16 protein-coding genes and 2 pseudogenes are annotated in these 25,481 nt (G+C 38.0%); 3 read left to right on the top strand and 15 right to left on the bottom strand.

The features are described 5' to 3' along the window. Positions 1-42 precede the first annotated feature (42 nt). Positions 43-246: a hypothetical protein gene (locus EZY12_08540; protein QSX70585.1), complete on the bottom strand. Its 204-nt coding sequence runs from the start codon at positions 244-246 to the stop codon at positions 43-45. A 171-nt stretch (positions 247-417) separates the two neighbouring features. Then, on the bottom strand, positions 418-3,555 hold the full coding sequence (locus EZY12_08535; protein ID QSX69626.1) for a PAS domain S-box protein: 3,138 nt from the start codon (positions 3,553-3,555) through the stop codon (positions 418-420). Positions 3,556-4,277: 722 nt separating this feature from the next. On the opposite strand from EZY12_08535, the gene EZY12_08530 reads away from it, so the two are divergent. Continuing rightward, positions 4,278-6,776 (top strand): DUF4912 domain-containing protein, encoded by a 2,499-nt coding sequence (locus tag EZY12_08530; GenBank protein QSX69625.1) that lies wholly within the window; start codon positions 4,278-4,280, stop codon positions 6,774-6,776. Positions 6,777-7,231: 455 nt separating this feature from the next. Here the strand turns inward: EZY12_08530 and EZY12_08525 are convergent, their stop codons facing one another. The 8 genes and pseudogenes from EZY12_08525 to def all read right to left on the bottom strand — a co-directional run bounded on the left by EZY12_08525 (position 7,232) and on the right by def (position 12,861). Continuing rightward, on the bottom strand, positions 7,232-7,810 hold the full coding sequence (locus tag EZY12_08525; protein QSX69624.1) for a Uma2 family endonuclease: 579 nt from the start codon (positions 7,808-7,810) through the stop codon (positions 7,232-7,234). A 140-nt stretch (positions 7,811-7,950) separates the two neighbouring features. Further along, a complete protein-coding gene (locus EZY12_08520) occupies positions 7,951-8,205 on the bottom strand; it encodes a hypothetical protein (protein QSX69623.1) in 255 nt (84 codons plus the stop codon). Between the two features lie 17 nt (positions 8,206-8,222). After that, complete coding sequence (gene recJ, locus EZY12_08515) at positions 8,223-10,541, bottom strand: single-stranded-DNA-specific exonuclease RecJ (GenBank protein QSX69622.1); 2,319 nt, start codon at positions 10,539-10,541, stop codon at positions 8,223-8,225. A gap of 68 nt (positions 10,542-10,609) precedes the next feature. Then, positions 10,610-10,961 (bottom strand): annotated as a pseudogene (locus EZY12_08510) (hypothetical protein). A 36-nt stretch (positions 10,962-10,997) separates the two neighbouring features. Beyond that, positions 10,998-11,804 (bottom strand): PD-(D/E)XK nuclease family protein, encoded by an 807-nt coding sequence (locus tag EZY12_08505; protein QSX69621.1) that lies wholly within the window; start codon positions 11,802-11,804, stop codon positions 10,998-11,000. An 18-nt stretch (positions 11,805-11,822) separates the two neighbouring features. Then, positions 11,823-11,963, bottom strand: a pseudogene (locus EZY12_08500) (type II toxin-antitoxin system ParD family antitoxin). Positions 11,964-12,081: 118 nt separating this feature from the next. Further along, positions 12,082-12,285, bottom strand: coding sequence for a hypothetical protein (locus EZY12_08495; protein ID QSX69620.1), 204 nt, complete (start codon positions 12,283-12,285; stop codon positions 12,082-12,084). 12 nt (positions 12,286-12,297) lie between these two features. Beyond that, positions 12,298-12,861, bottom strand: a complete 564-nt coding sequence (gene def / locus EZY12_08490; GenBank protein ID QSX69619.1) for a peptide deformylase — start codon at positions 12,859-12,861, stop codon at positions 12,298-12,300. A 208-nt stretch (positions 12,862-13,069) separates the two neighbouring features. Here def and EZY12_08485 point away from each other — a divergent pair, with 208 nt between their 5' ends. Beyond that, positions 13,070-13,969 carry an ABC transporter permease gene (locus EZY12_08485; GenBank protein ID QSX70584.1) on the top strand — a complete coding sequence of 300 codons (900 nt, stop codon included), beginning with the start codon at positions 13,070-13,072 and terminating at the stop codon, positions 13,967-13,969. A 269-nt stretch (positions 13,970-14,238) separates the two neighbouring features. Here the strand turns inward: EZY12_08485 and EZY12_08480 are convergent, their stop codons facing one another. Further along, entirely contained in the window at positions 14,239-14,814 is a 576-nt protein-coding gene (locus EZY12_08480; GenBank protein ID QSX69618.1) for a leucyl/phenylalanyl-tRNA--protein transferase, read from the bottom strand. Positions 14,815-15,031: 217 nt separating this feature from the next. Between EZY12_08480 and EZY12_08475 the strand changes: the two genes are divergently transcribed. Beyond that, positions 15,032-15,361: a hypothetical protein gene (locus EZY12_08475; protein ID QSX69617.1), complete on the top strand. Its 330-nt coding sequence runs from the start codon at positions 15,032-15,034 to the stop codon at positions 15,359-15,361. Positions 15,362-15,458: 97 nt separating this feature from the next. Here the strand turns inward: EZY12_08475 and rpsN are convergent, their stop codons facing one another. The 4 genes from rpsN to ileS all read right to left on the bottom strand — a co-directional run bounded on the left by rpsN (position 15,459) and on the right by ileS (position 25,355). Next, positions 15,459-15,761 (bottom strand): 30S ribosomal protein S14, encoded by a 303-nt coding sequence (gene rpsN, locus EZY12_08470; protein QSX70583.1) that lies wholly within the window; start codon positions 15,759-15,761, stop codon positions 15,459-15,461. 407 nt (positions 15,762-16,168) lie between these two features. After that, positions 16,169-17,677, bottom strand: coding sequence for a hypothetical protein (locus EZY12_08465; GenBank protein ID QSX69616.1), 1,509 nt, complete (start codon positions 17,675-17,677; stop codon positions 16,169-16,171). Between the two features lie 286 nt (positions 17,678-17,963). Further along, positions 17,964-21,581: a phosphoenolpyruvate synthase gene (ppsA, locus tag EZY12_08460; protein QSX69615.1), complete on the bottom strand. Its 3,618-nt coding sequence runs from the start codon at positions 21,579-21,581 to the stop codon at positions 17,964-17,966. Between the two features lie 756 nt (positions 21,582-22,337). After that, positions 22,338-25,355, bottom strand: coding sequence for an isoleucine--tRNA ligase (gene ileS, locus EZY12_08455; GenBank protein QSX69614.1), 3,018 nt, complete (start codon positions 25,353-25,355; stop codon positions 22,338-22,340). Positions 25,356-25,481 lie beyond the last annotated feature (126 nt).

Raw genomic sequence — 25,481 nt, 5'->3', positions numbered from 1 at the left:
CAATCTTGGATAATTTATTTTTTGGAGTTCTCTTACATATTATTATTCGGCTTCGGCAAGTGCTTCTAAATGAAAAGCCACATTTTTAAGCGCCATCTCAATTTCGTTACTATAAGAAAGACTTCTCCATCTTGGGGTTGTGGCATGATCCAAGGCAGTTGTATCCAAGTATTCTGCAAAAACTACCAGTTTTTCGGGATCTGTTGTAGCTGTTGCCAACTTTTCTAAAAATTCTTGAGGTGTCATAGATTTGCCAGCAAAGTGTAAAAGTCTCATGAATCGGTCAATTCTATGAGCATAAGTGCTGTAAGCCTAAAAAATCTGTTCAAAATATTAGTTATTAGTCAGTTGTCAGTTGTCAGTTGTCATTTCTCTTGCAAGCTCAGTCCCTTTAGGGCTGGGTTACTGACTACCTGATCACTTTAGTACCAAATTTAATGTTAACAGTAATTCTTGATTAGTGTAAGGTTTTGATAAAATCGCTAGAACTTTATTTTCATGATTTAGTTTCAGCATATTTTGCATACTACGTCCACTACAAGCAATTATTGGCACTTCAGGGTTGATTTTCTTTAAGTTGCAGATGGCGGAATTTCCATCCATTTCTGGCATCATCATATCCATCAATACTGCTCTAATCTGGTTTTGATGCCTTGCATAAATAGCGATCGCTTCCATGCCATTTTTAGCGGTAATAGTTTGATAATTGTAGTTTTCTAAAATGGTTTTCGTAACTTCTAAAACTTGGGGTTCATCATCTACTACTAAAATTAGCTCTCCCTGTCCTGGACACAATTTCCCACAATCGGGTTCTACAGGGATAATTTCTTGGTTTACGGATGGTAAAAATATTTTAAATTTACTGCCCTTCCCAACTTCACTATTAACGTCAATAAACCCCTTGTGACTTTTAATAGTTCCTAATACTGTGGATAGTCCTAATCCTGTACCTTTACCAATATCCTTAGTAGTAAAAAATGGATCAAATATTCTCTCTACTATTTCCGGTGACATTCCCGTCCCTGTGTCTTCAACTGTAATCACAATATAATTGCCAACGGTAGCATCATGATTGATCTGGATCATCTCTTGATTAATATACAAATTTTCCGCAGAAATAGAGAGATATCCACCATCAGGCATAGAATGACTAGCATTAACTACTAAGTTTATTAATACTTGTTCCAGTTGATTTCTATCTCCACTTATTGCCCATAAGTTTGGTGGAAGATCAGTAAAAAATTCGATAGGTTCGGGCAATGAAAATGTTTCTTTAGTAATCTGTATGGTATTCCTAATCAAATCATTAATTTGTATAATCGTATATTTGATTTCCACTCCCTTATTAGCAAAGGATAACAGTTGTTTAACTAAAGATGCCCCTTTCTTTGCATTGTCTTCAATGATGGTCAGCATTTGCAGACAACTATCTTTATCTAACGGAAATTTATTTTTAAGTAATTGAGCATATCCTAAAATCGGTGTTAAGTTATTATTGATATTGTGAGCAATACCACCAGCTAACGTACCAATACTTTCCATTTTTTGAGCGCGGAAAAATTGCTCTTCTAGTTGTTTCTTTTCTGTAATATCAGTGTCTACTGTGAGAATAGATTTAGGTTGTCCATCAGTATCTAACATCAATGTCCAGCGACTTTGAACAGTAATGAGTTGGTTTGATTGTGTGCGTTTGTGTAACTCACCCTGCCAACTTCCCGATTTCACTACAGTTCTCAGAGGAATTATCTCTTGTTCATGGGAAGTTGAATCATAAAAAATATCCTTGGGATTCTTCCCTTCTACTTCCTGACGTTGCCAACCATATATCTTTTCTGCACCCTGATTCCAAAAAAGGATTTGTGCCTGAAAATCGCGGACAAAAATCCCATCAGTGGCAATTTCTAAAAGTGCAGCTTGTTCAGATATTTGCTGTTCAGTTTGCTTGTTTAGAGAGATGTCTATAGTTGTGCCAATTAACCGGATTGGCTGATCATGTTCATTACAATAAACTTTCCCTTTGGAACTCAACCAATGTATGCTACTATTATGGCTTATTATCCGATACTCACAGATAAAATTAACTCTTTCCTTAAGAGATTGAATTAAACAGTTTTGATAATACTGACGGTCTTCAGGATAAATTAAATTAAGAAAGTCTTCAGTATCAGGACACAAGGTATTCAGGGGTAAACCATACATTAAATCCATAGCAGAAGACCAGAGAGTTTGATTAGTTTGGATATGCCAATCCCAGATCCCAATCTTACCTGCTTCTAGTGCTAAAGTGAGTCGGGTTTCACTTTCTTTCAAGGACTCTTGAATAAGTTCCCGTTCAATGATTTCCTGTTGCAATTGCTGATTAGTAGTTACTAATTCTCTTGTGCGTTCTTTTACAAGAAATTCCAAAATATTGCTATCTTTCTGTAATGTTGCTTGTAATTTTTTGCTATCGCTAATATCAGATATTGACCACAGAAAACCAGTCTTTTTGCCTTCACTATCGGACAGAGAATTTACTCTCACACTTGCAGGAAAGACTGCACCTTTACGAGGCTGAAAATCCACTTCCCACTCCTGTGAATCCTGCAATTTTTTTAACCCAGGTATAAAACTAGAACGGTATTTTTCCGCTATAAAAACCACTAATGGTTTGCCAATAAGATAATCTTGACGGACAGACAGCAAGGATGCTGCTCTATAATTAGCCTGTTGAATTATCCCTAAACTATCAGTGACTAAATAACCATTAGGGGCAAATTCAAATAACGTTTGATACCGCTGTCTCTCTGCTTCAGTAATTTGACGGGAATAGATCAGTTGTTCATTTTGTTGACGCAGTTCTTCTTCCGCAATGTGCAGTTCTTCTAAACTTTCATGAAGTTGCTGGTTTATTTCTACATTATCAGCAACTTGTTTTTCTGCCCATAGTTGTAAATAATTATGAGTTTGCCAACGGGTTACTTCTAGTTGTTCATTAATTGGTATGTGTTCTGTGTGCAAATCTTCAAGATTTTCCTGCAATGCTCCAACTATACCCACCATTTTTTCGATATTTAAGCTTTGCCATAAGGTTGTTTTATTGACAATACCGATGAAGTTATTTTTATCATCTACTATTGGTAAATGCTGAATACAATGCTGTTGAAAAAGGGACAATACTGTCAAAATATGTGCAGAATCTGATTTCTTGAGCGTAATTAGAGGCTGATTCATCACTTCAGCCATTTTCACGGCTGATAGATTAGTATTTAGGGCAATTACTCTCAATACATCCTGAATTGTAAAAATTCCTTGTAATTGCTTTCCCTCTACTACTAAAACATAGTCGTTGGCTTGTCGAACGAAATTATTAACTGCAACAGGATGATTTAATTGTTGATTCATCAAGTTAATAGCATCAGCCACATAACTATTAGGACTAATAGTTAAGGGAGAATAATTAATAATTTGATGTAATTTAGGTAAATTAATTAATTTTTGGTTAAATTCGTTAGTTAATGGGTTCAATTGCTTCCTCTGATAAGTAGATACTGCTGTAACTAATTTCGTACCCATAAAGCTCTATTGATTAGTAGTTAATGAAATTGATAGATATGGATAGCAAGGATTTGAGCGAATCAGGAAATTTATTTTTATAAAAACACTAAGTAAATTATTATTATACATCCATAATCTATAAGATAGATATCTTTTAACTTTCCATCGTTTGATTAGATTGTATACAGAAAACTCTAACTATAAAATTTTAATTTTGTCAATATTTTGAACATTGAGTATTCATATTGTTTAGATGTAGTTTTGTAAAGACATCAATAACGATTCAAAATTCAAGACATTTGGAATCCGGGATTTAAACCCCAACTCAATTGACACTACGTTTCTCGTTCCCAGTCTCTGACTGGGAAGCTATCACAGAGGCTCTGCCTCTGCTGTCAAAAAAAAGGCAGAGCCTTCCAGAATTCATTCCCATACAGAGTATGGGAACGAGGATAGGAACGAGAAAAACGAGGATAGGAACGAGAAAAACGAGAATAGGAACGAGAAACGAGAAAAACGGGAAAGAGTGAAACCCATATTTTATAAAGCTTTCACCTAAATTTGATCCTAATGAGCATTGGTAAATCCTCCCTCCTCCTCCCGACTGCTTTTTTAATTTAATCACTTGTGTTATTACAGATAAAAATAACTCACGCTGTATAATTAACCCATCTTCTCAATCAAAACAATATTTTGATTATTGGCAAGTGGTTCATTTATATTAGCTAAATCAGGGATATATGTGGCAACAACAACAAAAAGATAGTGTAATTATCAAACTAGCCCTATTAATGGCCATAACTACCAGTCCAATGGTAGCAAATTTATTGGTTTCTTTACCCATCCAGGCAGAATCCAAGAGTAAGACTCCAGATTTTCCCCTACCGGAAAAAGTAGAAAATGGGACTGTAGTTAAAGTTGATGGTTCTCCTAACTCCGTAATTGTCAACCAAAGCCTCAAAGAAAACTTTGAAACCCAGTTTGCGGGAACTAAGGTAGAAATTGCTATCAATGGCAATGAAGATGCCGTAAAAGCGGTTTTAGATGGTAAAGTTGATGTAGCATCTCTTGGCCGCAAACTAACTTCAGCGGAAAAAGCACAAGGTTTGAAACAAGTGCTAGTGCGTCGAGAGAAAATTGCCATCATTGTTAGTATGAATAATCCCTTCAATGACGGCTTGACTGCGGAGCAATTTGCCAAGGTTTTCCGAGGAGAAATTACAGATTGGTCAGAATTGGGAAAAGCTAAAGGTAAAATTAGATTTATAGATCGTCCCTTCAATAGTGATACTCGCACTTCCTTTAGTGAATATCCAGTATTTAAGTCTGGTCCATTACTAACAGGTGCTAATGCTGTGCAAATGGTGGAAGATAACACATTTAACATTATCAAAGAATTAAGTAATGATGGCATCAGCTATGTGTTAGCAAATCAAATTTCTAAATTACCAGATGTGCGGGTATTGAAAGTACAAGATTACTTACCAAATAATTCTCAATATCCCTTTTCCCAGTCTTTTGTTTACGTTTACAAAGAAAATCCCAGTCCTAAAGTTAGAGATTTTCTCGGCTTTATTTTAGCCAAACCAGGAAAAGAGTCTATAAAAGATGCCAAAGAAGCAGAAGCACTTGCTATTGCAGCCAGATCATTGCAAACTATTTCCTTGCCCATGACTACGACTCCTACAGTCACTCCTACAGTTTCTCAAAGTCCATCTTTATTAACCATTCCTGAAACATTAGTTACACCCCAACCTATAGAAACTGGAGAGGAAAAACAGTTAATAAATCCCTTTGATAATCCCTCAATGATTACCAAAAACATGAGGTTTTTCTTACTACTACCTTTATTACTACTAATTGCAGGATTAAGTAGTTTTTTACCGTTGTGGTTGAGAAGAAAAAAGAGATCGCTTGAATCAGCGCAGCCATCCTCAAATCAAGAAAGTGATTCTGTTCCAGAGACAATGTTTACTTTGTCAGATTCAGAAGCATTTGCATCAATTATCAATAACAACGGCAACAGTAATGGGAATGGGAATGCACTCAATGAGACAAATTACTATAAAGAAGATGACTCTCTGGAAATAACAGCAATCAGCAATATAGCCGTCATAGATATACCGCAGACAACTTACCCTAATGATCAAACAAAGGAAATTCCTGAAATTGATCTTAATATAAACTATAATGAAGTAGCCTGGGATACAGAAGACCCCGTAATTGTCGTTAATAGTTACTTTCCACAAATCCCGAATATTAACCACAACCAAATTGATGCAGATATCCCCATAGATGAATTTAGTAATTCCCCATTAGAAGAACCAGAAACACCTGTAACTCAATCTAATAAAAAAATTACATCCCCATCAGAATTACTTGGTGTCACCTCCACACCAGTTCAGCCAGATGGTAGCCTATCACAACTCTTAAATACAACTCCTGAACCAGTCAACCAACCACTACAAAATCAAAATTTAGCATCTGACTTGCCATCCGAGTTAGGAGAGGCTTTAAACGCCATTACTAGTCAAATTGCTCTCAAAACACTGGAAATAGAAGAAGGGATATATCCTACTCCATTGTATTCCCCAGTTACAAATGAAGCCATAGCAATCGAGTTAGATGCAGAGATAGAAGCTTGGACTAATATTAATATTAATCCCGTTAATGTGACTGGAAATACCAAAATTACCTTCACACCCCGCACTCCCAAATGGGCTTACCTATCTTGGTATATTGCCGACAATCATCAACAAACATTACAGAATCAAGGATTCACCATTTTAGCCATCCGGGTTTATGATGTTACCAACCTTGATCTGAGCTATCAGCGTCCTCAGTTTGTACAACAATACGAATGTGAAACCGCAATCTATGATCGTTATGTACCTATTCCCAGAGGGGAACGTGATTACATGACAGAAATTGGTTATGTGAATAATGATAATCAGTGGTTGTGTTTAGCGCGTTCTGGGACAGTTCGCATTTTCAGTCGTCCCAGTACAGATTTCTGGTTTGTCGTTGATGCAGAATTAGTTCTTCATGGTGCAACTGAAGAAGGTGCAAATGTCACCATTGATGGTCAAAAAGTCAAGGTCAATCCTGATGGTACATTTAAGTTAACTGTTCCCTTTGTAAATAACTTAGTTGATTATCAAATAACAGCTAATTCTGCCAATAAAGAACAGACTAAAACTATTGATAAGAAGTTTTTCCAAGAACAACAGGAGAGTTAAAACGTAGGTTGGGTTCAAAGGTTGTTTGATAGCTTGGGTGGCGTAGCCATAAACTTTTTTTGTGTGATATACCTGTAGGTCCCCCTAAATCTCCCTTAAAAGGGGGACTTTGATGAATTTATTCCCCCCTTATGAAGGCTACGGTTTACACACAAGTCCTACCTGTCTTCATTTCGGACTATTTCGCCCCCTAAATCCCCCAATTCTGGGGAACTTTAAAAATTCGGCGTTGCTGATTTTGGGTATGATAGGGGAAAGATGGGATTCCTATGGCAACTCCTAGGGAGCGTTTCGCTATCGCTAACCAGGACAATAATTACTATTATACTGATTAAAAATACTAGTACAGCACGGCGTAAATAAAACAACCATTCTCAATCGCCAAAAAGCTTACGCCATATTATTTTTGACTTTTGACTTTTGACTTTTGACTTTCGCCTTGCGGTACTAGTGATTTATACTGATTCCTCAAAAACAATATCCTCATACACAGACTCAATGGGAAAACTTAAATCAATACTTTGTAGCTCGATATTATCCCCCGACTGATAATTAAAAATCTCCCAATTACCACGATCATTCTTGCGGTATAAATCAATCGCTATTTTCTCAGCATCAACCAAAACATAATCTTGCAAATTAGGATTGCGACGATACAATCTAAATTTATCCCCTCGGTCATAACTGGCTGTACTTGGAGATAAGACCTCAACAATTAGACAGGGATATTGAATGGCTTGGATGGCAGTTAGATCGCAATCATCGCAAGTAACGCTCACATCAGGATAAATATAATTTTTCGTTTCAAAAATATTTACACGACAATCGGAATTACCAACCTGACAACCACCGCCCCGTAAATGACCTTTAAAAATGAAAATAATATTACTAGCAATTCGTCCATGATTTTGAGTCCCCCCACTCATGGCGTAAACTTCACCATTAAGATACTCATGGCGAAGCAGTTGTTTTTCTTCCCAGATAAAATATTCTTCGGGTGTTAACTTAGGAAACTTATCTTTTACAGCAATCATTTTTTGTTACCTCATCTGCATAACGAGCCATACTAACTAAATTATGTGTCACCAACCGAAAAGCCAACATGGGAACAACTGTCGCCAAATCTCCTCATCTAACAATTGCCTAGGGTATGGGAACTTGGCGTACATCTATTTTATCTATTTTTCTGCTGGGACGCTTGAGCGATATTGAACTGCTTATAGCAGCACTTATAAGAGCATCCGGCAAGCGTGAAGCTCAGTGTCTTTAGACCTGAGATATAAGCGACTCGTGCGGTAATAAAGCGCATAGAATCTTTCTTTTCATGAAGATTGGTTGAGGTACATCTAAGAATTTTTAATCCACTATGAGAGACTTTTGAAACATCCTCTCCGGCTTTAGAAAACCCAATATAACCAGCGGTTTTCAATGTTGGGTTTCCTGCTGTCAACCCAACCTACAAATACTAGCAACAATAATAGATAAAGGAACATGGAAAAAATAATCTCGTTGAAATTGTTCTTCTCTAACTGCGGCTAAAAATTGGCTAATAACGTAATCAACAGGTTTTTGATGATATGTAGAATCCCAGATAATTTGGAAATAATTATCTTGACGTTGGACAATAAACCCTAAATATTTTAATGCTTGAAATCCTAAATATAGGCATTTTTCACTAATACCCAATTTCTCTAAAAGTTGCACACGGGTAACAGGTTGATTTGTCCGACTGAGGTATTTAGCAAGTCCTACTAAAGTTAGCCAAATATCGCTAGTAGTAAGATTTTGGGGTTTTCTCCAAGCAACTACTAATTGTTTTTGTTGATTTAGCGATTGTTTCCACCATAAACGTAAATTATCCCAACTAGTCGGACAATTTTTCATGATTAATAATGATTTTTCAGATGTTATTTCTTCTAAGTCTTGCTGATTTCTCCAATCTAAAATCATCGCAGAACTGTGCGTTTCTAGTTCCGCTTCAGTATTAGAACGCACGGCAACCAATCTAATTTCATAGCGTTTTTTAAAGCTGTTGAAATCAATTTCGGCAATACAATCACATCTACCAATAGGTAATTCTTCTTTGTAATGTCCCCACCAAATCCCTGGAAAAGGATTATTAGTAGAATCATCTAGAATATTAAAATCAGTTTTAATATATTGGATTTTCTGGCCCTTTAAATCCTGTTCATTACGATGCCAAGCATTTTCAAACCAACAATTTTTAATTAATAATTTGGGAATAGGATTTCCCATACCACAGGGTTCTAAAAGTTTTAATTCTAAAAATAAGTCTTTACCCAAATCTACAACCGTTACCACCAAATCAGCTTGTACCGTGGGAGTCAGATTTATTCCTCCTAAAGATTGACGTAATTTTTGATTAATTGCGGCTGTAAATAGGGGGATATTTTCTACTAACAAACTCAAACCCGCTGCAAAAGGATGTCCACCAAAACGATGTAATAAATGGGCTTGTTCTGTGACTAATTGATATAAATCAACAGAATTTATAGAACGGGCTGAACCTCGCGCTAGAGATGGGCTAGAAGCTGTCCCATTTTCCATTCCTTCTGTACTTAATAAAATTGTCGGTCGTCCTGTTTCTTGGGCAATTTGTCCAGCAACCAGACCCAAAACACCAACTGCCCATTGAGGGTCTGCTAAGACGATAACGCTAGTAGTTGATAAATCTAATTGATTGAGTTTTTTGGTAACTTGGGCTTGGACATCTTTTTGTAAAGACTTGCGACGGGAATTAGCTAATTCTGTTTCTTCTGCAAGTTGTTGACAACGTTGTATATCTCTACTCGTTAATAATTCTACGCAAAAACTAGCGTCACCATGAATCCGACTAACGGCGTTGATACGCGGTCCCAAACCAAAGGAAATATCTGTGGGGCGATCGCCACTTCTCTGGCATAATTCTAATAACTTACCTATTCCTGGCCTTCTTCTGGCTGTTGGTAGTTTTTTAAAATCTGTGTGTAATTGTTGAATTCCCAATTGTGCCAAATAGCGACAATCACCACTTAATTGCACTAAATCAGCAATTAATCCCACAGCCACTAAATCTAATAAATCAGTTAAAGGATGTTCGGGAATATCTGGCAAACTTAGATATAATGCTTCCACAAATTTATAAGCAACTGCAACACCAGAAAGATGATATAAAGGATGTTCTTTTGCTAAATAACGGGGATTAATAATTGCGACTACTGGAGGGCGTTCTGATGGTAATGTATGATGGTCAGTAACAATCACATCTATGCCTAAATTTTGGGCATAAATGATTTCTGTAATATTTGTACTCCCAGTGTCACAAGTAACAATTAATTTACAACCTTGTGCCGCTAAATTATCAATTCCTGATTTATTTAAACCATGAGATTCTGTTAAGCGATTCGGAATATAATAACTTAATTGGCGATGTTGCTGAAAAAATTCTCCCAAACCATCCCATAATACCGCAGTTGAAGTAATGCCATCTGCATCAAAATCTCCCCAAATAGTGATTTTTTCTCCCGTTTTACCCGCAGTTATTAATCGTTGTACAGCCAAATTCATTTCCTGTCCAAATTCAAAAGCATCAGCAGGTTGATAAACTTGATAATTAATAAAAGCTGCTAATTTTTCCTCATTTTGTATTCCCCGTTGCCAAAATAATTGAGCCGCAAAATTACCACCTGTTGTTGGTGCGTACTTTTTGACTAATTCAATAAACCAATCTGGAGGTTTTTCTGTTGTTGTTAAAATCCATTCCATTTTAAACCACATTCCCCTTTCTTTTCTTCTTTCTTTGCGCTTTTGCGCCTTGGGGTGAGACAAATAATTTATTCATCATCATTAATGATTAAATCTGTTCCTGATTCATTGATTAGAGGATTGATAACTACATCATTAGGAATTGCTTCTGTTTTTCGGGTACGCATGGTAGGACGCGTGCGTTTATAACCTGCCCTTTCAGCTTTTTGATGCTCATAATCTATGAGTCTACCATAATGTGGATGTTTACTTAAATTCATTGATAAGAAGATATGTTGACGCATATTTCCAAAACCTTTGCGATTAAAAAATTTCACTGCTCGTGTGTTTGTAGGGTCTGTATCTACTAACATAAAGTCCAATTACTTCCCATTCGTCCCAAGTGCGATATAGATAAGGATATAAATCACTGATAAATAATATCATTGTCATCAAAGTTTTTCATATTTTTAAAGTTCAAAGTGATACTTCTGCAATATTTTCTAACCTAGGAAAACTCTGGTTAATATCTGCTGTTACTTCCTTGATTTTTTGCCGTTGACAGCGAACAGCATATTGACAAGATTCACAGATTTTCTGGGATTTGGTAATTTGCGGTAATGATATATTATATTGATAATCTTTTACCCATTTTGTCAGATTATTTAATAGTTGATTTAATTCCTCTGCTGTTTTTTGATGTTGTTGTTCATTATAGATAAATTTAATATTTTTAGTTTGCTCTTTTGATTGTACAAACCAGTAAGTCATGGAAATATTTTCTAATAAATATTTGCTAGTTTCTGCCATGACATACAGATAAAGTCTTGTTTGCCAATTTTGAGCTAATGTTTCTCGTTTTGGCGGTTGGGGATAGGTTTTCCAGTCGAGAATTTGAGCTTGATTTTGATCAGCTATTAATAAATCATAGATGACTGTGAGTAAATAATCTCCAATTTGCAAGGTTCGATAATGTTCACTTTCTCGAAAAGTTTGATTATCAATATTAGGTGTAAATATTTCGGGGGCAATTTTACTAAAATCAGTCATCCAATTTTGCAATTTAGGATCTGCTTGGAGTAAATTATCAATAGGTAAACCCATTTCTCTCTGCTGCATGAGCAAGTGAAACCGACTACCTAAAATCTGATATTCTTCGTGTTTGGGATCTAGGGGAGTATTTAGTTGTTCTAAATAGCTATGCTGGAATTTACGAGGACAAGTTGTGAGTAAGTTTAGATGTCCTTGGGAAAGTCGGAGTATTTGGGTAGAAGTTGCTGGCATAATTTCATGAATATTCAATTATCTTTGATTTTCACGCGCTACTCTAATTTTTTCCTGTAATCTAGCCATAACAACAGCACTATCAACCACCTCACTTTTTTCAATTTGGGCAAGTCCTACAGCTACTTTTTTGCGTGTTTCTCGTTCCCATTCTTGATAGCTATTACTCATTACTAGTACCATCACTCATTATCAATTACTTAGTAAAAAATAAAAGGTAAAAGGGTGAGTGTTTATTCCTCGTTCATCCTCTTACCTTTATTCATATACCTGATGCTTATTTCATATTAGCCCGTGCATCCTTAACTGCGGCAATAAAAAAGAATCCGGTGAGAGGAATGCTTAAAACTAGGATAATGGCAGTGGTAGGGACACCAAAATCTGGTTGTCCATAACTGAGTTCAAAAATCGAACCAACAGCCGCAATCGCTGCTACACAAGCACCACCTAAAAACAAACCGGTTTTTGGAGTTAAATACACTACTAGACCACCCTACGCTACTGGTTTTACTGCTTGATATGAAAAGCCATTTTTAGATAGCTCCTGAGCTAAATTCAAGGAATTTTCCACACGATCTACAAATACCACACCATTAAGGTGATCTAGTTCGTGGAGAATACAGCGAGCTAGGATATCATCGGCTTTTAATGTTTGGGGACGACCATACTCATCTTTGTAGGCGATTGTTACCACTTCTGGTCGTTTGACATCTAGAAATACGTTGGGAATACTCAAACAGCCTTCCTGAGCCACACAGAGCTTAGTGCTAACTTGTTTAATGGTGGGGTTAATCAAAACTAATGGCGGATGATCTGGCTCATCTGGTTTGCAATCAATAACAATAAGTTGTTTATTAATACCAACTTGAGGTGCAGCCAAACCAATGCCATCTGAGCTATACATAGTTTGTAGCATTTCGCGCACTATTTGGCGGAGTTCGTCATCTATTTTAGTCACACGCTTTGCAGCTTGACGCAAAACGCGATCGCCCAAGTAGTGCATTTGCAAAGGTGGATTTTTTAACTTTTTCTTCTCGACAGCAATATCAGAGGGCATGGTTTTTGATGGCTTAATGATGAATAATCTAATTTAATTCTATCGTTAATTGTTCGTTGTCAGTGGTCAGTGGTCAGTGGTCAGTGGTCAGTGGTCAGTTGTTAGTGGTCAGTTGTTAGTGGTCAGTGGTCAGTGGTCAGTGGTCAGTTGTGGGACAAGAATTTTTACCTATTACCTATTACCTATTACCTATTACCTATTATTTTCAATGTTTAAATATTTCACGAAACTAGATTACCTCTTAAAAGAAACCTTCTTGGGGTTAAAACGAGGAGGATGGATGAATTGGGCTGCTATTAGTACGGTGACAGTGCTACTGTTTCTATTTGGGTTAAGTCTGCAAGTATCTTGGCAAGTAGAAACTCTGTTGAATCAATTTGGTAGTCAGTTGGAATTGTCAGTTTATTTAGAACCAGGTATTCAAGCTTTTGATCTCGAACCAGTCATGACAAAAATGCCCAACGTTGCTACGGTGGAGGTAATTACTAAGGAAAAAGCTTGGACAAAGTTAGTTAAAGAATTTGGTTTAACTGATATTGATGGTGCTACCCAACAGTTAGGAGGTAATCCTCTGGTTGATGAAGTGAAGGTAAAAGCCCTCAGTCCCCAAGTTGTCCAAAATCTAGCGACACAGTTGGCAAAATTACCGGGAGTGGAGGTGGTGCAATATGTTGATGAGGCTGTAAAACGGGTGGCACAGTTGCATCGAGGTTTAAACTGGATTACTTTAACAATTACAATTATTTTAACTTTAACGGCGATCGCTGTCACTACTACTACTATCCGCTTAATTGTGATGTCCCGTCGGCAAGAAATTGAAATTATGCAATTAGTAGGAGCAACTGCCACCTGGATTTATCTACCATTTATATTACAAGGAATTTCCTTTGGTTTAGTCGGAGGTGCGATCGCTTGGAGTTTCATTTCTCTGACTCAACAATTTCTCAACCGCTTACTGGTTAATCAACCCGATTTTATTCAATTTCTCCGTCATGGTTTACAACTCACCACTTCCCAAACCTTATTTCTACCCCTAATTCTCTTAGGTTTCGGTTCAACAGTGGGATTAATGGGTAGTTTATTCGCTGTGCGTAGAGTTGTTAAATGATCAATTGACAATTATCAATTAAGTAGATGGGCTGAAATAAATATCAAAATAATATTGTTGATTAGGGCGGGCTAGAAGCCCACCCCACAAGAATATTAGGGACTTCCAAATAAAAAAATGTCCCAAAACTGACGCAAAAATTCTCTCTCTGTGTTCTCTGTGCCTCTGTGGTTCGTTTATTGGGATAATTTATTTCTTGGAAGTCCCTTATATTTATTGTGGGGTGGGCAACATGAGCGCCCATACTATATTTAATTGTGCCTACCTACTTAAATCAACGGACAAGGAGTTAATAATGCTTTTTTTAATAAAACTTCATATTCTTCCCCATCAACGTGATACGCCCCAAATCTGGCTAAATGAGGATTCATCATTTGCGCGTCAAATAGTAGAAATTTCCGTTGCCGCAATCTTTCCACTAATTTCACCATTGCTACTTTAGAACCTTCAGAAATATTAAAAAACATAGACTCACCAATAAAAGCACCACCAATGACAATTCCTAAAATTCCCCCTGCGAGTTTGTCATCTTGCCAAGTTTCAAAACTATAAGCGTAACCATTTTGGTAAAGTAACCAATAAATCTTTTCTAATTCTGGAGAAATCCAAGTTGTTTCGCGGTTAGCACAGCCAGCAACCACACCCAAAAAGTCCCGATTAACGGCTACTGTGAACCGTTCCTGGTTGAGAACGCGCTGTAATGACTGAGGATAGCGAAAACGTTCATCCAAGGGGATTAGAGTCCGTTCGTTACTTCCATACCATCCCAGGTTATTACTGTCATCAGCCATGAGAAAATAACCTTGGGTATAACCCCGAATAATAGCCGCGACATCATATTCCATAGATTATTGATAATAGATGTTGAAAACCCTTGCATTTTTACTAAAAATAACCGGGTAAATTTAAGAACTCATAAGTGAACCCTTCTCTTCCTTCTTCTTCCTTCTTCTTCCTTCTTCTTTCTTTCTCCTGACTCGGTGACTCCTATCCCTCACGGAAAGACTTATATGCCTAACGGCACGCTACGCGAACAGCAAACCCTATTTAAAATATACAAACATGACTCAAACAATTCCACCCATTACCCTACCTCCTTCCGAAAATCCCCTGCAAGAAGGAGAATGGTTACAACAAAACTTGTTAAAGTGGCTTGATGGAGAGTTTATTCCCGAAGCAGTTAATCAAAATATTGCCAAGCGGGCATCACAGATTTTTGTCAGACAACGCATGGAGGGAGAAAATGATTTAGGTTCTTTGGTAATTGCCATTATCACAGAGATGCAATCATTTGATTTTTCTAAAAGCTTTTTTGGAGAGTTTGCGATCGCCAACGCCGTTAGCGATCTACTCTTAGATAGCCTGGGAATTGATCATTGTTGTGGTCAGTAGGGGCGCAGGGCCTGCGCCCAGTGGTCATTAGTCATTAGTTATTAGTCAGTAGCAAATAAAAACAACTGACAACTGACAACTGACCATTGACAACTAACTACCAGCTAGACTTAACAACACCAGGTAAAAGACCCTCATGGGCCCATTCCCGGAGTACGTTGCGAGATAGTCCGAAATCACGGTAAAAGCCTCTAGGACGACCAGTTAACCAGCAACGGTTGTGCTTACGAGTAGGCGCACTGTTGCGGGGTAATTGTTGAATTTTACGGTGAACTTCTAGCTTCAGCAACGGAGTTTCTGCTGCTTTGAACTCTTCTAGTAGTGCTTCGCGCTTGTCAGCATACTTAGCTACCATTCTGGCGCGTTTCTTCTCGCGCTCAATCATACTCTTCTTCGCCATACGTCCTAATCCCAGAATAATGTAGTGTTTCGTAGTCAATAGCAGGAAAATATTTCCTACTATTGACGTTTGTGGTCGGTTTGACCAATCCTTATTTCTAAGTAAAGTTTGCTTCAACCTAGTTATCTAAGTTTGTTAAGGTAAAGACACGTTCCTTTCGGAATGTTTAATCAGTACCGACAGAGCATGGAACTAGCGAATCCCAAGGTGTCATGACTTAAATAACGTTTACCCTTTGACTACCCTTCGACATAGCTTGTGGGCAAGTCGCTCAGGGTGGTCTGGTTCACATCTAATCCGTATTACTACGTTTTAGGATGATCCCATGAATTCCCTAATCTAATGAAAGACAGCATTTTTTATTGTACACCCTTCCTCGCAATTATCGAGAAATTCGTAAAAAACAGTTACCAAGAATGTAAAGCCCGTAGCTGAGGAGTTTTTTTGACTTGATGGGCTTGCATTCTGGTGAGGACATCATCTAAAATACCGATAGCTTCGATAACATAATCACCCTTGTTGAGCATGACACATTCTGCTCGTTCTGACATAGCCGCATCGGTGATTTCTGCCCGTGACGGCATTCCATGTTTAACTAGATTTTCTAATACTTGAGTTGCCCAAATTACAGGTATATGGGCAGCTTCACATAACCATAATATTTCCTCTTGAATTTCTGCCAGACGTTGATAACCAATTTCCAGTGCCAAGTCTCCTCTGGCAATCATAATCCCAAAGGGTTGTTTACCTGCGGCTTGAATAATTAATTCTGGCAGATTGCTAACAGCTAGGGGTGTTTCTATTTTCGCAACTATGGCAAGTGGGGGAGAATTTTCTGGTAATTTTGTGGTTAATTCTTGCTGTAAAAGCTGAATATCTTGGGCAGTTTGTACATAAGAATAACCAATAATATCAACTTTTTCTGCATGATTGATAATAAAGTCTAAATCTTGTTGATCTTTTGTAGTTAGGGAACTCAGATGTAAAGCAGTGTCAGGAAAATTGATGCCTTTTTCTGGTAAGAGTTTTTCACCTTTAATCCGGGCATGGGTGATTTTTAACCACACTCCCTCCGATGTAATTGACTCAACACAAGCGCCAATTTTACCATCATCAATCCAAACTATTGTGCCAATTTTGAGTTCTGTTAATACTTCTGGAATTGTGCAACTGGCTTGGAAATATTCAGAATCAATATTCGTGGGTAAATCATGGGTGAGTAGGAGAGATTCACCTTTAAATATTCGTTGTTTGGAACTGGGAGTAAGGACAAATTTAATGCGGGTTTTCGGACCACTTAAATCCATGAGAATTTTGCAGGAAACTCCTAATTCTAATTCTGCTTGTTTAACATGATTAATCATTGCTAACCATTCAACAGAGGTATCATGGGCGCAATTAATTCTGACACAATTTGTCCCTTGCTGAATTATGTCTCGTAGAAATTCGTAATTAGTAGCGGCTTCATTTGGTAATGTTACCATAATTCTCACTCGCCGTTGGTCAAGAGTGTTGCCAAATAAATCTTCGGTATTTTGTTTCAGGATGCGATCGCCTGCAAAAAATGCTTCTATTGGTGGATGGACAATGGTAGAATATTGTTCTGGGCGACAAACTGCTGTTAAAGTCGCAATCACTGCATCTAAAGTAGGTAAAACTTTAGCCTCTATTCTCCCTAACGACGATAAACCCCAAGGCATTAAAGCAGCTTGGAGTTCTCTTAAATCATGTCTTCTCAGTGCGAGATAATAGGCAAGATTGAGACTGCTATTAATAAAAGATTGTCGGTGAATTTGTTTTTTCCATCGTTCAAATATTTCCCTTCCTTCCTTATCAACAGATTGACGAAGTTCTTGTAATGTGGTAAGTAAAATACAAGGATCAGATAGGTCTAACTCTAGATTAGTAGACTGCATATTTATAAATTCAACTCCACTAATTTAAAAATCTTTTTTTAACGAACCACAGAGGCACAGAGGTCACAGAGAGAAGAAAAATTCTTGACTGAATTGTATTGGACTATAACGGACATTTAAATTCACTTTTTACCTACTGTTAACTAACCCTTTCAAAGAAAGTAAAAAGATTGAAAAATTCTCTCCTAACCTCTTTCCTCTGTGTCCTCTGTGCCTCTGTGGTTCGTTAAATTATTTTCAACCCACTTCAAACACAGAAGGCGCAGATTTTCGATTTACCTATTACTTATTCCCCTGTTTCTGCTTTGGCAATTTCTAACATTGTCTTGATGACAGAGTCAGGGTTGAGACTAATAGAATCTATGCCTTGTTCAACGAGGAAACGGGCAAATTCTGGATAATCGCTGGGTGCTTGTCCACAAATACCAATTTTACGACCATGTTGTTTGACAGTAGTTATGGCTTTGGCAATTGTTCGTTTTACAGCTTCATTGCGTTCATCAAATAAATGGGCAACTAATTCAGAATCTCGATCTAATCCTAACGTTAATTGGGTTAAATCATTAGAACCAATGGAAAAACCATCAAAGATTTGGCTAAATTCATCAGCTAGTAAGACGTTACTGGGTAACTCACACATTACATAAACTTCTAAGCCATTTTCACCCTTAACTAAGCCATTTTTTGCCATTTCTGCTAATACCCGTTTGCCTTCTTCGGGAGTACGACAGAAGGGAACCATGAGAATCATATTAGTTAAACCCATTTCCTCCCGTACCCGTTTCATTGCCTGACATTCTAACGCAAAACCTTCCCGATAACGAGGATCATAATAACGAGAAGCACCACGCCAACCTATCATGGGATTCTCTTCTTTGGGTTCAAATTGTCTACCTCCTAAGAGGTTTGCATATTCATTACTTTTGAAATCCGACAAGCGGACAATTACAGGTTTAGGATAAAAAGCTGCGGCAATTGTGCCAATACCTTGGGCTAATTTAGAGATGAAGAATTCGGCTTTATCTTCATATTGGGCAGTTAATTCGCTAATTTTATATTTAGCGAGTTCGTCTTCTAAGATGTCAAAATGTAATAATGCTAAAGGATGTGCCTTAATATGATTAGCAATGATAAATTCCATTCTTGCTAAACCAACACCATCATTAGGAATAGCTGTTAAACCTAAAGCTTCTTCAGGATTACCCACATTCATCATGATTTTAGTGCGGGTACGAGGCAAGTTATCTAATGGTAATTCTTGAATTTCAAAGTTTAGTAAACCTGAGTAAACTTGACCTGTTTCTCCTTCCGCACAACTAACTGTAATTTCTTGTCCAGTTTCTAAAACTGTAGTTGCATTTCCACAACCAACTATTGCCGGAATCCCCATTTCTCTAGCGATAATTGCCGCGTGACAGTTACAAACAACTACAGGAGTATATTTACTCGTAAACACTAGATAATTATGATGATCTGCAACAGTAATGTTATAAACTTCAGATTCTACTGCATCTGCAACTTTAAAAACTCGTTGCATCCGCAGATCACCTTTTAGAAGTTCCTCAAATTGATCTGTTTCCAGCAGTTGTTTATCGGAAATAAGTAAGTTTTTATCTTTTCTAAGTTTAATTTGACCGATTACATTGTCACTAAATAGTTGATTAGCAGCGAAAAACCGAGTTTGAATAGTTCTTGGAGTAACTTCTCCCTTAACTCGTTGGGTATATTGTAAAATTTGCTCTAATTTTTCGACAATTTGAACATTGTAGATATGACGATTTCTGGTAACTTGAGGAACTGTATTGATTTTTAAACAAGCAATAATCACAGCTTGTAGTAAGTTCTCTTCAGAGATATAGATATTAATGCGATTACTAGCATAGCAACCATCACCATCAATTACACCCCCTAAAAAGTGATAGGAAACTTCTGAAGTGTTTTCCAGGAGAATTTGGGTAATCTGTTGTTCTTTTTCTTTTAAGTCGTAAGCTATGGCTTTAGAATAAACACGATAAGCTGTAGCTTGTCCTTTTACCTGTTTTCCTCGGATATAACCTGAAGATACTGGTTTCTCACAAGCAGTAAAAGATTTACCATAAACAGCATTCATTTTGTCATTCATAGTAGTTATGAATGCTTGTTTTTCTGGTAAACATTTTTGGATAAACTGGACTTCCCCACGAGTTCGACTAGTGTAAATTGAACCGTCTGTGATGATTCCCCCAATTAGATAAGCTAAATCAGCTTCTTGATTTTTGTTGTCACCTAATGTGGGAATATTCTGAGATACAAGCACCATTTCCTGAGTATCTAACATTTCTTGAATCTCAGTTTTGGTATATTCACCATTCCGAAGGTTAACCATTTTATGATCAGGAGTTAATCGCAGAATATTATCTGTGACTTTCCCAGTTTGAGATACACTCACACCAATTGTTTTAGATGTCCGTTTCATGGCATCTGTAATGGGTTTCCATTCCATTTGATGGGTTTTGGTGTTCAGGGCTAAAGTTGATAATCCTTGATATCCTTGTTCATAAATCTGCTGAATGGTCATAAAACCTTGATTGGTGAGAATTTTTGTCTCTCCATCAAAACAAGTCCGTCCCCCAGAGTTAGTGACAATCGCACTAGCTTTTTTCATAATCGGTTCCCAGTCGGGGTCTGTGCGGTTAGTAACTAGCACTTCCCCGGCTTGAAAAAGATTAATTTCTGGTACATCTAGAATAACTCTAGCTTTACCTTGACCTATCATTTCGCCAACGCTACGACCTGTTAATAAAACTTTACTTTTTTCTTTGAGTTGATAAGTTCTAAGAACAGTTTTTGATTTTTGAGATTGAACAGTTTCTGGTCTAGCTTGGACAATAAATAATTCACCAGTTATCCCATCTTTTGCCCATTCAATATCCATTGGTGTATCCATTCCCCGGACTTGGGAATAATGATCTTCAATGATACAAGTCCATTGGGCTAGTTGTAATATTTCTTGATCATTCAGGGCAAATTGATGGCGTTCAAGTTGAGGAACAGAGATATTTTTGGTTAATTTTGATCCACCTAAATCATAAACCATTTTAATTTCTTTTGTTCCCAAACGTTTTTGGAGAATGGGTTTATATCCTTGTTTTAAGGTGGGTTTAAATACTAAATATTCATCTGGGTTAACTGCACCTTGAACAATGTTTTCTCCTAAACCATAAGCAGCGGTAATTAAAGCTGCATTTTTAAAGCCTGTTTCTGTGTCAATGGAAAACATGACTCCAGAAGATGCTAAATCAGACCGTACCATTTTTTGGACACCGACTGATAATGCGACTTCAAAATGATCAAAACCTCTCATTTGTCGGTAGGAAATAGCCCTGTCTGTGAAGATAGAAGCAAAGCATTTATGGCAAGATTCTAATACACTTTTGAGGCCATGGACATTCAGGTAGGTTTCTTGTTGTCCCGCAAAACTAGCATCTGGTAAATCTTCGGCTGTGGCACTGGAACGAACAGCTACATCAGTATTAATACCGTATTCTTGACATAAACTTTGATATGATTTAGCGATCGCTTGTTGTAATTCTAGCGGAAATGGAGTTTCTAACATCAATGATCTGGCTTTTTTGCCACATTCCCGCAGATTATCCAAATCTTCAACATCTAACTCTGCAAAAATCTTTCTCAGTTTTGCTTCTAAACCAGCCGCAGTAATAAAGTATCTATAAGCATAAGCAGTAGTCGCAAATCCCGTGGGAACTTTCACCCCTTGGGAACTAAGTTCTTGAATCATTTCCCCTAAAGAGGCGTTTTTACCACCTACTAAGGGAATATCTGCAATTCCAACGGAGTTAAAGGGTAATACTAAAGCTTCTTCGGTAGTTTGGCTATTTTCTTGGTTGTGTTTAATTTCTAGCATATTCTGAAATTCCTTAAATATCTACTGTTATTTAATTCAGAACCTTTTTCTGGATTTCTCTTTTTTAACCTATTTTTTGGAAAAAAGCAGACTTTGTGAAGATATATATCGAGAAATCAGGAACAATATTTTTTTAACTCTGATACCGTCTTGAATTTTTGAATTTTGAATTGTTGAAAATTGTGCAAAAAAAATGTAGAGGTAAGATAGCGAAATATTACGTAATATATTTTCCTGTAAGTGTCTTCACAACTTCTTTATATTTGGGAGTTAAACTTAAAAAATATACATAACAGATTTCAATTACCCTCAATTCATTACATAACTATGGTAATGAGCCAACCACTTTTAGTAACAGGATTGAAACTATTATGCCTCTTTGTCCTTGCTGTTCCGACTCCCTTTTACACCATATCCGTGGTGCTGAGAATTACTGGTTTTGCCGGAGTTGTTGGCAAGAAATGCCAGTATTAACGCAACATCGTCTTGCTGTACCAGAACCTATTTTAGCAACCCAGGCTAAAAAAATCGCCTCACCAAAACATCATCTCCGTCTTTCTAACTTACCAAGGCCTAATCCTCTACAAGTTCAACTAGAGATAAAGTGGAATAGAGACGTTTTATATAACGTCTCCACGAATTATACAGCACTTCCCGGTGTTATGAGGCCCACTTTTTTAAAGGCAAAGCTGATCAGTCAGATAGCCAGAAAATTGGATTATGCCTCATAACAGAGGAAACCGCTGTGATTTGCCATTAGAATTCCCCAGCTAAAGCAGGAATACAACGTTCACACAACAATGGATGTTCTGCTGATTCACCAACATGGGTAGAATAATTCCAACAGCGATCGCATTTGGTGTAAGATATACCGTTATGGGTTTGCTCGGCTGCATTTATTACCCCAATATCCCAATTATCTTCACCTTGAACCCGCAAAGTTTTTAATCCTTTTAATGCGTCCGGATTATCTAATAATTCCACTTCAGAAGTTAGGAATAAATAGCGTAATTCATTAATCCCATTCCCGTTAACATTTAACGATTCGATAGCAGCGCGTAATTTTTCATCACTGAGATAAATTAAAGCGATAGCTTCTAAGGAAGAACCAATCAGTTTTTCTGTCCGCGCTTGTTCTAAAACCTTATTAACATCACCGCGAATCCGTCGCAGTGTTTTCCAAAATTCCGCTAATTCGGGATTTTCCCATTTATCCTCAAGTTGCACCCAACCAGCTTGAAAAACTGATTTATGAGCAGTTTCGTAGGGGATAAATTGCCAGATATCTTCCGCAGTATGACACAAAACTGGGGCGATCGCTCTGGCTAAATTCTCCAAAGCAATTTGCAAAACAGTTTGACAACTCCGACGACGGAAACTATCAGCAGAACTGATATACAATCTATCTTTGGCTACGTCTAAATAGAAATTCGACAAATCCACCACACAGAAATTCTGCACAGTTTGGAAAAAGCGGAAAAACTGGAAACTATCAAAAGCTTCCGTCACCTCATTAAACACCTCACGAATGCGGTGCAGCATATACTTATCCAAATCTGGCAAATCATCAAAAGCTACAGCATCCTTCTGAGGATCAAAATCATGCAAACTACCCAATAAAAACCGTGCTGTGTTGCGAATCTTATTTCTTACATCAGCTAATTGCTTGATGATGTTACCACCCAACCGGACATCACCAGAATAATCAACCGAAGAAACCCACAACCGCAAAACATCAGCACCATAAGCAGGTTGTTGTTTTTGGTTAGTCCCACCTTGAATCATCAATTGAGGATCTACCACATTTCCCACCGACTTACTCATTTTGCGGCCATTTTCATCCAAGACGAAACCATGAGTTAGTACAGTTTTATAAGGGGCAATACCATTAACCGCCACACTTGTCAACAAAGAAGATTGAAACCAGCCGCGATGTTGATCAGAACCTTCCAAATACATATCAGCAGGATAGCATAACTCCGGTCTTTGCTTGGCTACCGCTGCCCAAGAAGAACCAGAATCAAACCACACATCCATTGTATCTGTACTGCGGCGGTAAGTTTTGCCATTATTGCGGTAAGCTTCCGGTAACAACTCCGCAACCGACAACTCCCACCAAGCATCAGAACCCTTTTCGGCAATGATAGCTTGAACGTGGTTAATAATGTCCGCATTCAGCAAAACTTCCCCAGTGGCTTCATCATAAAACACAGGAATAGGCACACCCCAAGAACGCTGACGAGAGATACACCAATCGGATCTTTCTGTTACCATAGGCGTGATGCGGTTTTCACCTTGTGCCGGAATCCAACGCACAGATGAAATAGCCTTTAAAGCCTCCTCCCGAAAACCAGCCACAGAAGCAAACCATTGTTCAGTAGCGCGGAAAATCGTCGGTTTCTTCGTTCTCCAATCATAAGGATACTTGTGAGGATAAGCCTCCTCCTTCAACAGAGAACCAGCTTCATGCAAAGCATCAATAATCGCTTGATTCCCATCACCCAAAACATTCAAGCCAGAAAATTTACCAGCCTCATCCGTAAAATTCCCACTATCATCAACAGGGGCAAGAATCGGTAAACCGTAACGCTGACCAACAATATAGTCTTCTTGACCATGACCAGGAGCAGTATGCACCAAACCAGTCCCCGACTCAGTAGTGATATAATCACCACCAATCACCACCGGACTTTCACGGTCAAAAAGAGGATGACGGTAAGTAGTATGTTCCAAATCCTGACCAGAAAATTTAGCCTTTACCGTTAACTGCATATTCAACTTAGCAGCTAAACCTTCCACCAACTCAGCCGCAACGATGAGATATCGAAACCTCACCCCCTCAGTCCCCCTCTCCGCGAGCAGAGAGGGGGAGGTAAATTCTTCATTTCCTGCTTCTGAGGTTGAAGCAACTTCCTCTTTCTTATCCCCCCTCCTCGCTTGCGGGGAGGGGGTTAGGGGGTGGGGTCTTACTTCCACAACCGCATACTCCAACGCACCATTCACAGCCACAGCCAAATTACCGGGAATAGTCCAGGGAGTAGTAGTCCACACAGCTACGCCCAAATCAGGCATAAATGGCTCTAAAACAGATTTCAACCCTTCGGCAAGCTTAATAACCGGAAAAGTGGCGTAAATACTACGAGAAACGTGACCTTCAGGATATTCTAACTCAGCTTCTGCTAAAGCGGTTTTAGAACTAGGACTCCAATGCACAGGCTTCAAACCGCGATAAATATAACCTTTGAGGAACATTTCCCCAAATACGCCAATTTGCGCGGCTTCGTATTCTGGTTTTAAGGTTAAATAAGGATTTTCCCAATCACCCCAAATCCCATAGCGTTTAAAGCTTTCTCGTTGTTCGTCTACGGTTTTCAACGCGAACTCTTTCGCTTTTTGACGCAATTGCAAAGGTGTGAGATTTTGCCGTTCTGCTTGTTTCATGTTTTGCAGAACTTTCAACTCAATGGGTAATCCGTGACAATCCCACCCTGGAACGTAATGAACTTTACGACCTTTTAGCAATTGGTAGCGGTTAATAATATCTTTGAGAATCTTATTTAAGGCATGACCAATATGCAATTGACCGTTAGCATAGGGGGGTCCATCGTGCAGTATAAATAATTCGCCGGGGTTGTTTTCAGCCAGTTGAGAATAAATGTTGTTTTCTTCCCAGAATTTTTGGATTTCGGGTTCGCGCTTGATTGCGTTTGCCCGCATATCGAAGTTAGTCTTGGGTAAGTTGACGGTATCTTTGTATTTTCCAGTTTCGGTCACAATCTCATGCCTAAATGTAGGTTTGCAGGTTATCCGATCAATTATAAATCGTAGGTTGGGTTGAAGAACGAAACCCAACAACGCTTATTGGTATTTTGGGGTTAATCTTGGGTTTAACGATCTATG

The organism is Dolichospermum sp. DET69 (assembly GCA_017355425.1).
Taxonomy (GTDB): domain Bacteria; phylum Cyanobacteriota; class Cyanobacteriia; order Cyanobacteriales; family Nostocaceae; genus Dolichospermum.
Note: the sequence above shows the minus strand (reverse complement) of the source record. Positions and strands in the feature narration are given on the sequence as shown.

Excerpts from the sequence above, each read along its gene's own strand:
- EZY12_08535 (QSX69626.1), bottom strand. The coding sequence starts at position 3,555 with ATGGGTACGAAATTAGTTACAGCAGTATCTACTTATCAGAGGAAGCAA.
- EZY12_08525 (QSX69624.1), bottom strand. The coding sequence starts at position 7,810 with ATGATTGCTGTAAAAGATAAGTTTCCTAAGTTAACACCCGAAGAATAT.
- rpsN (QSX70583.1), bottom strand. The coding sequence starts at position 15,761 with ATGGCGAAGAAGAGTATGATTGAGCGCGAGAAGAAACGCGCCAGAATG.
- EZY12_08505 (QSX69621.1), bottom strand. The coding sequence starts at position 11,804 with ATGCCAGCAACTTCTACCCAAATACTCCGACTTTCCCAAGGACATCTA.
- EZY12_08530 (QSX69625.1), top strand. The coding sequence starts at position 4,278 with ATGTGGCAACAACAACAAAAAGATAGTGTAATTATCAAACTAGCCCTA.
- EZY12_08465 (QSX69616.1), bottom strand. The coding sequence starts at position 17,677 with ATGCAGTCTACTAATCTAGAGTTAGACCTATCTGATCCTTGTATTTTA.
- EZY12_08540 (QSX70585.1), bottom strand. The coding sequence starts at position 246 with ATGACACCTCAAGAATTTTTAGAAAAGTTGGCAACAGCTACAACAGAT.
- def (QSX69619.1), bottom strand. The coding sequence starts at position 12,861 with ATGCCCTCTGATATTGCTGTCGAGAAGAAAAAGTTAAAAAATCCACCT.
- EZY12_08485 (QSX70584.1), top strand. The coding sequence starts at position 13,070 with ATGTTTAAATATTTCACGAAACTAGATTACCTCTTAAAAGAAACCTTC.
- EZY12_08480 (QSX69618.1), bottom strand. The coding sequence starts at position 14,814 with ATGGAATATGATGTCGCGGCTATTATTCGGGGTTATACCCAAGGTTAT.
- recJ (QSX69622.1), bottom strand. The coding sequence starts at position 10,541 with ATGGAATGGATTTTAACAACAACAGAAAAACCTCCAGATTGGTTTATT.
- ppsA (QSX69615.1), bottom strand. The coding sequence starts at position 21,581 with ATGCTAGAAATTAAACACAACCAAGAAAATAGCCAAACTACCGAAGAA.
- EZY12_08475 (QSX69617.1), top strand. The coding sequence starts at position 15,032 with ATGACTCAAACAATTCCACCCATTACCCTACCTCCTTCCGAAAATCCC.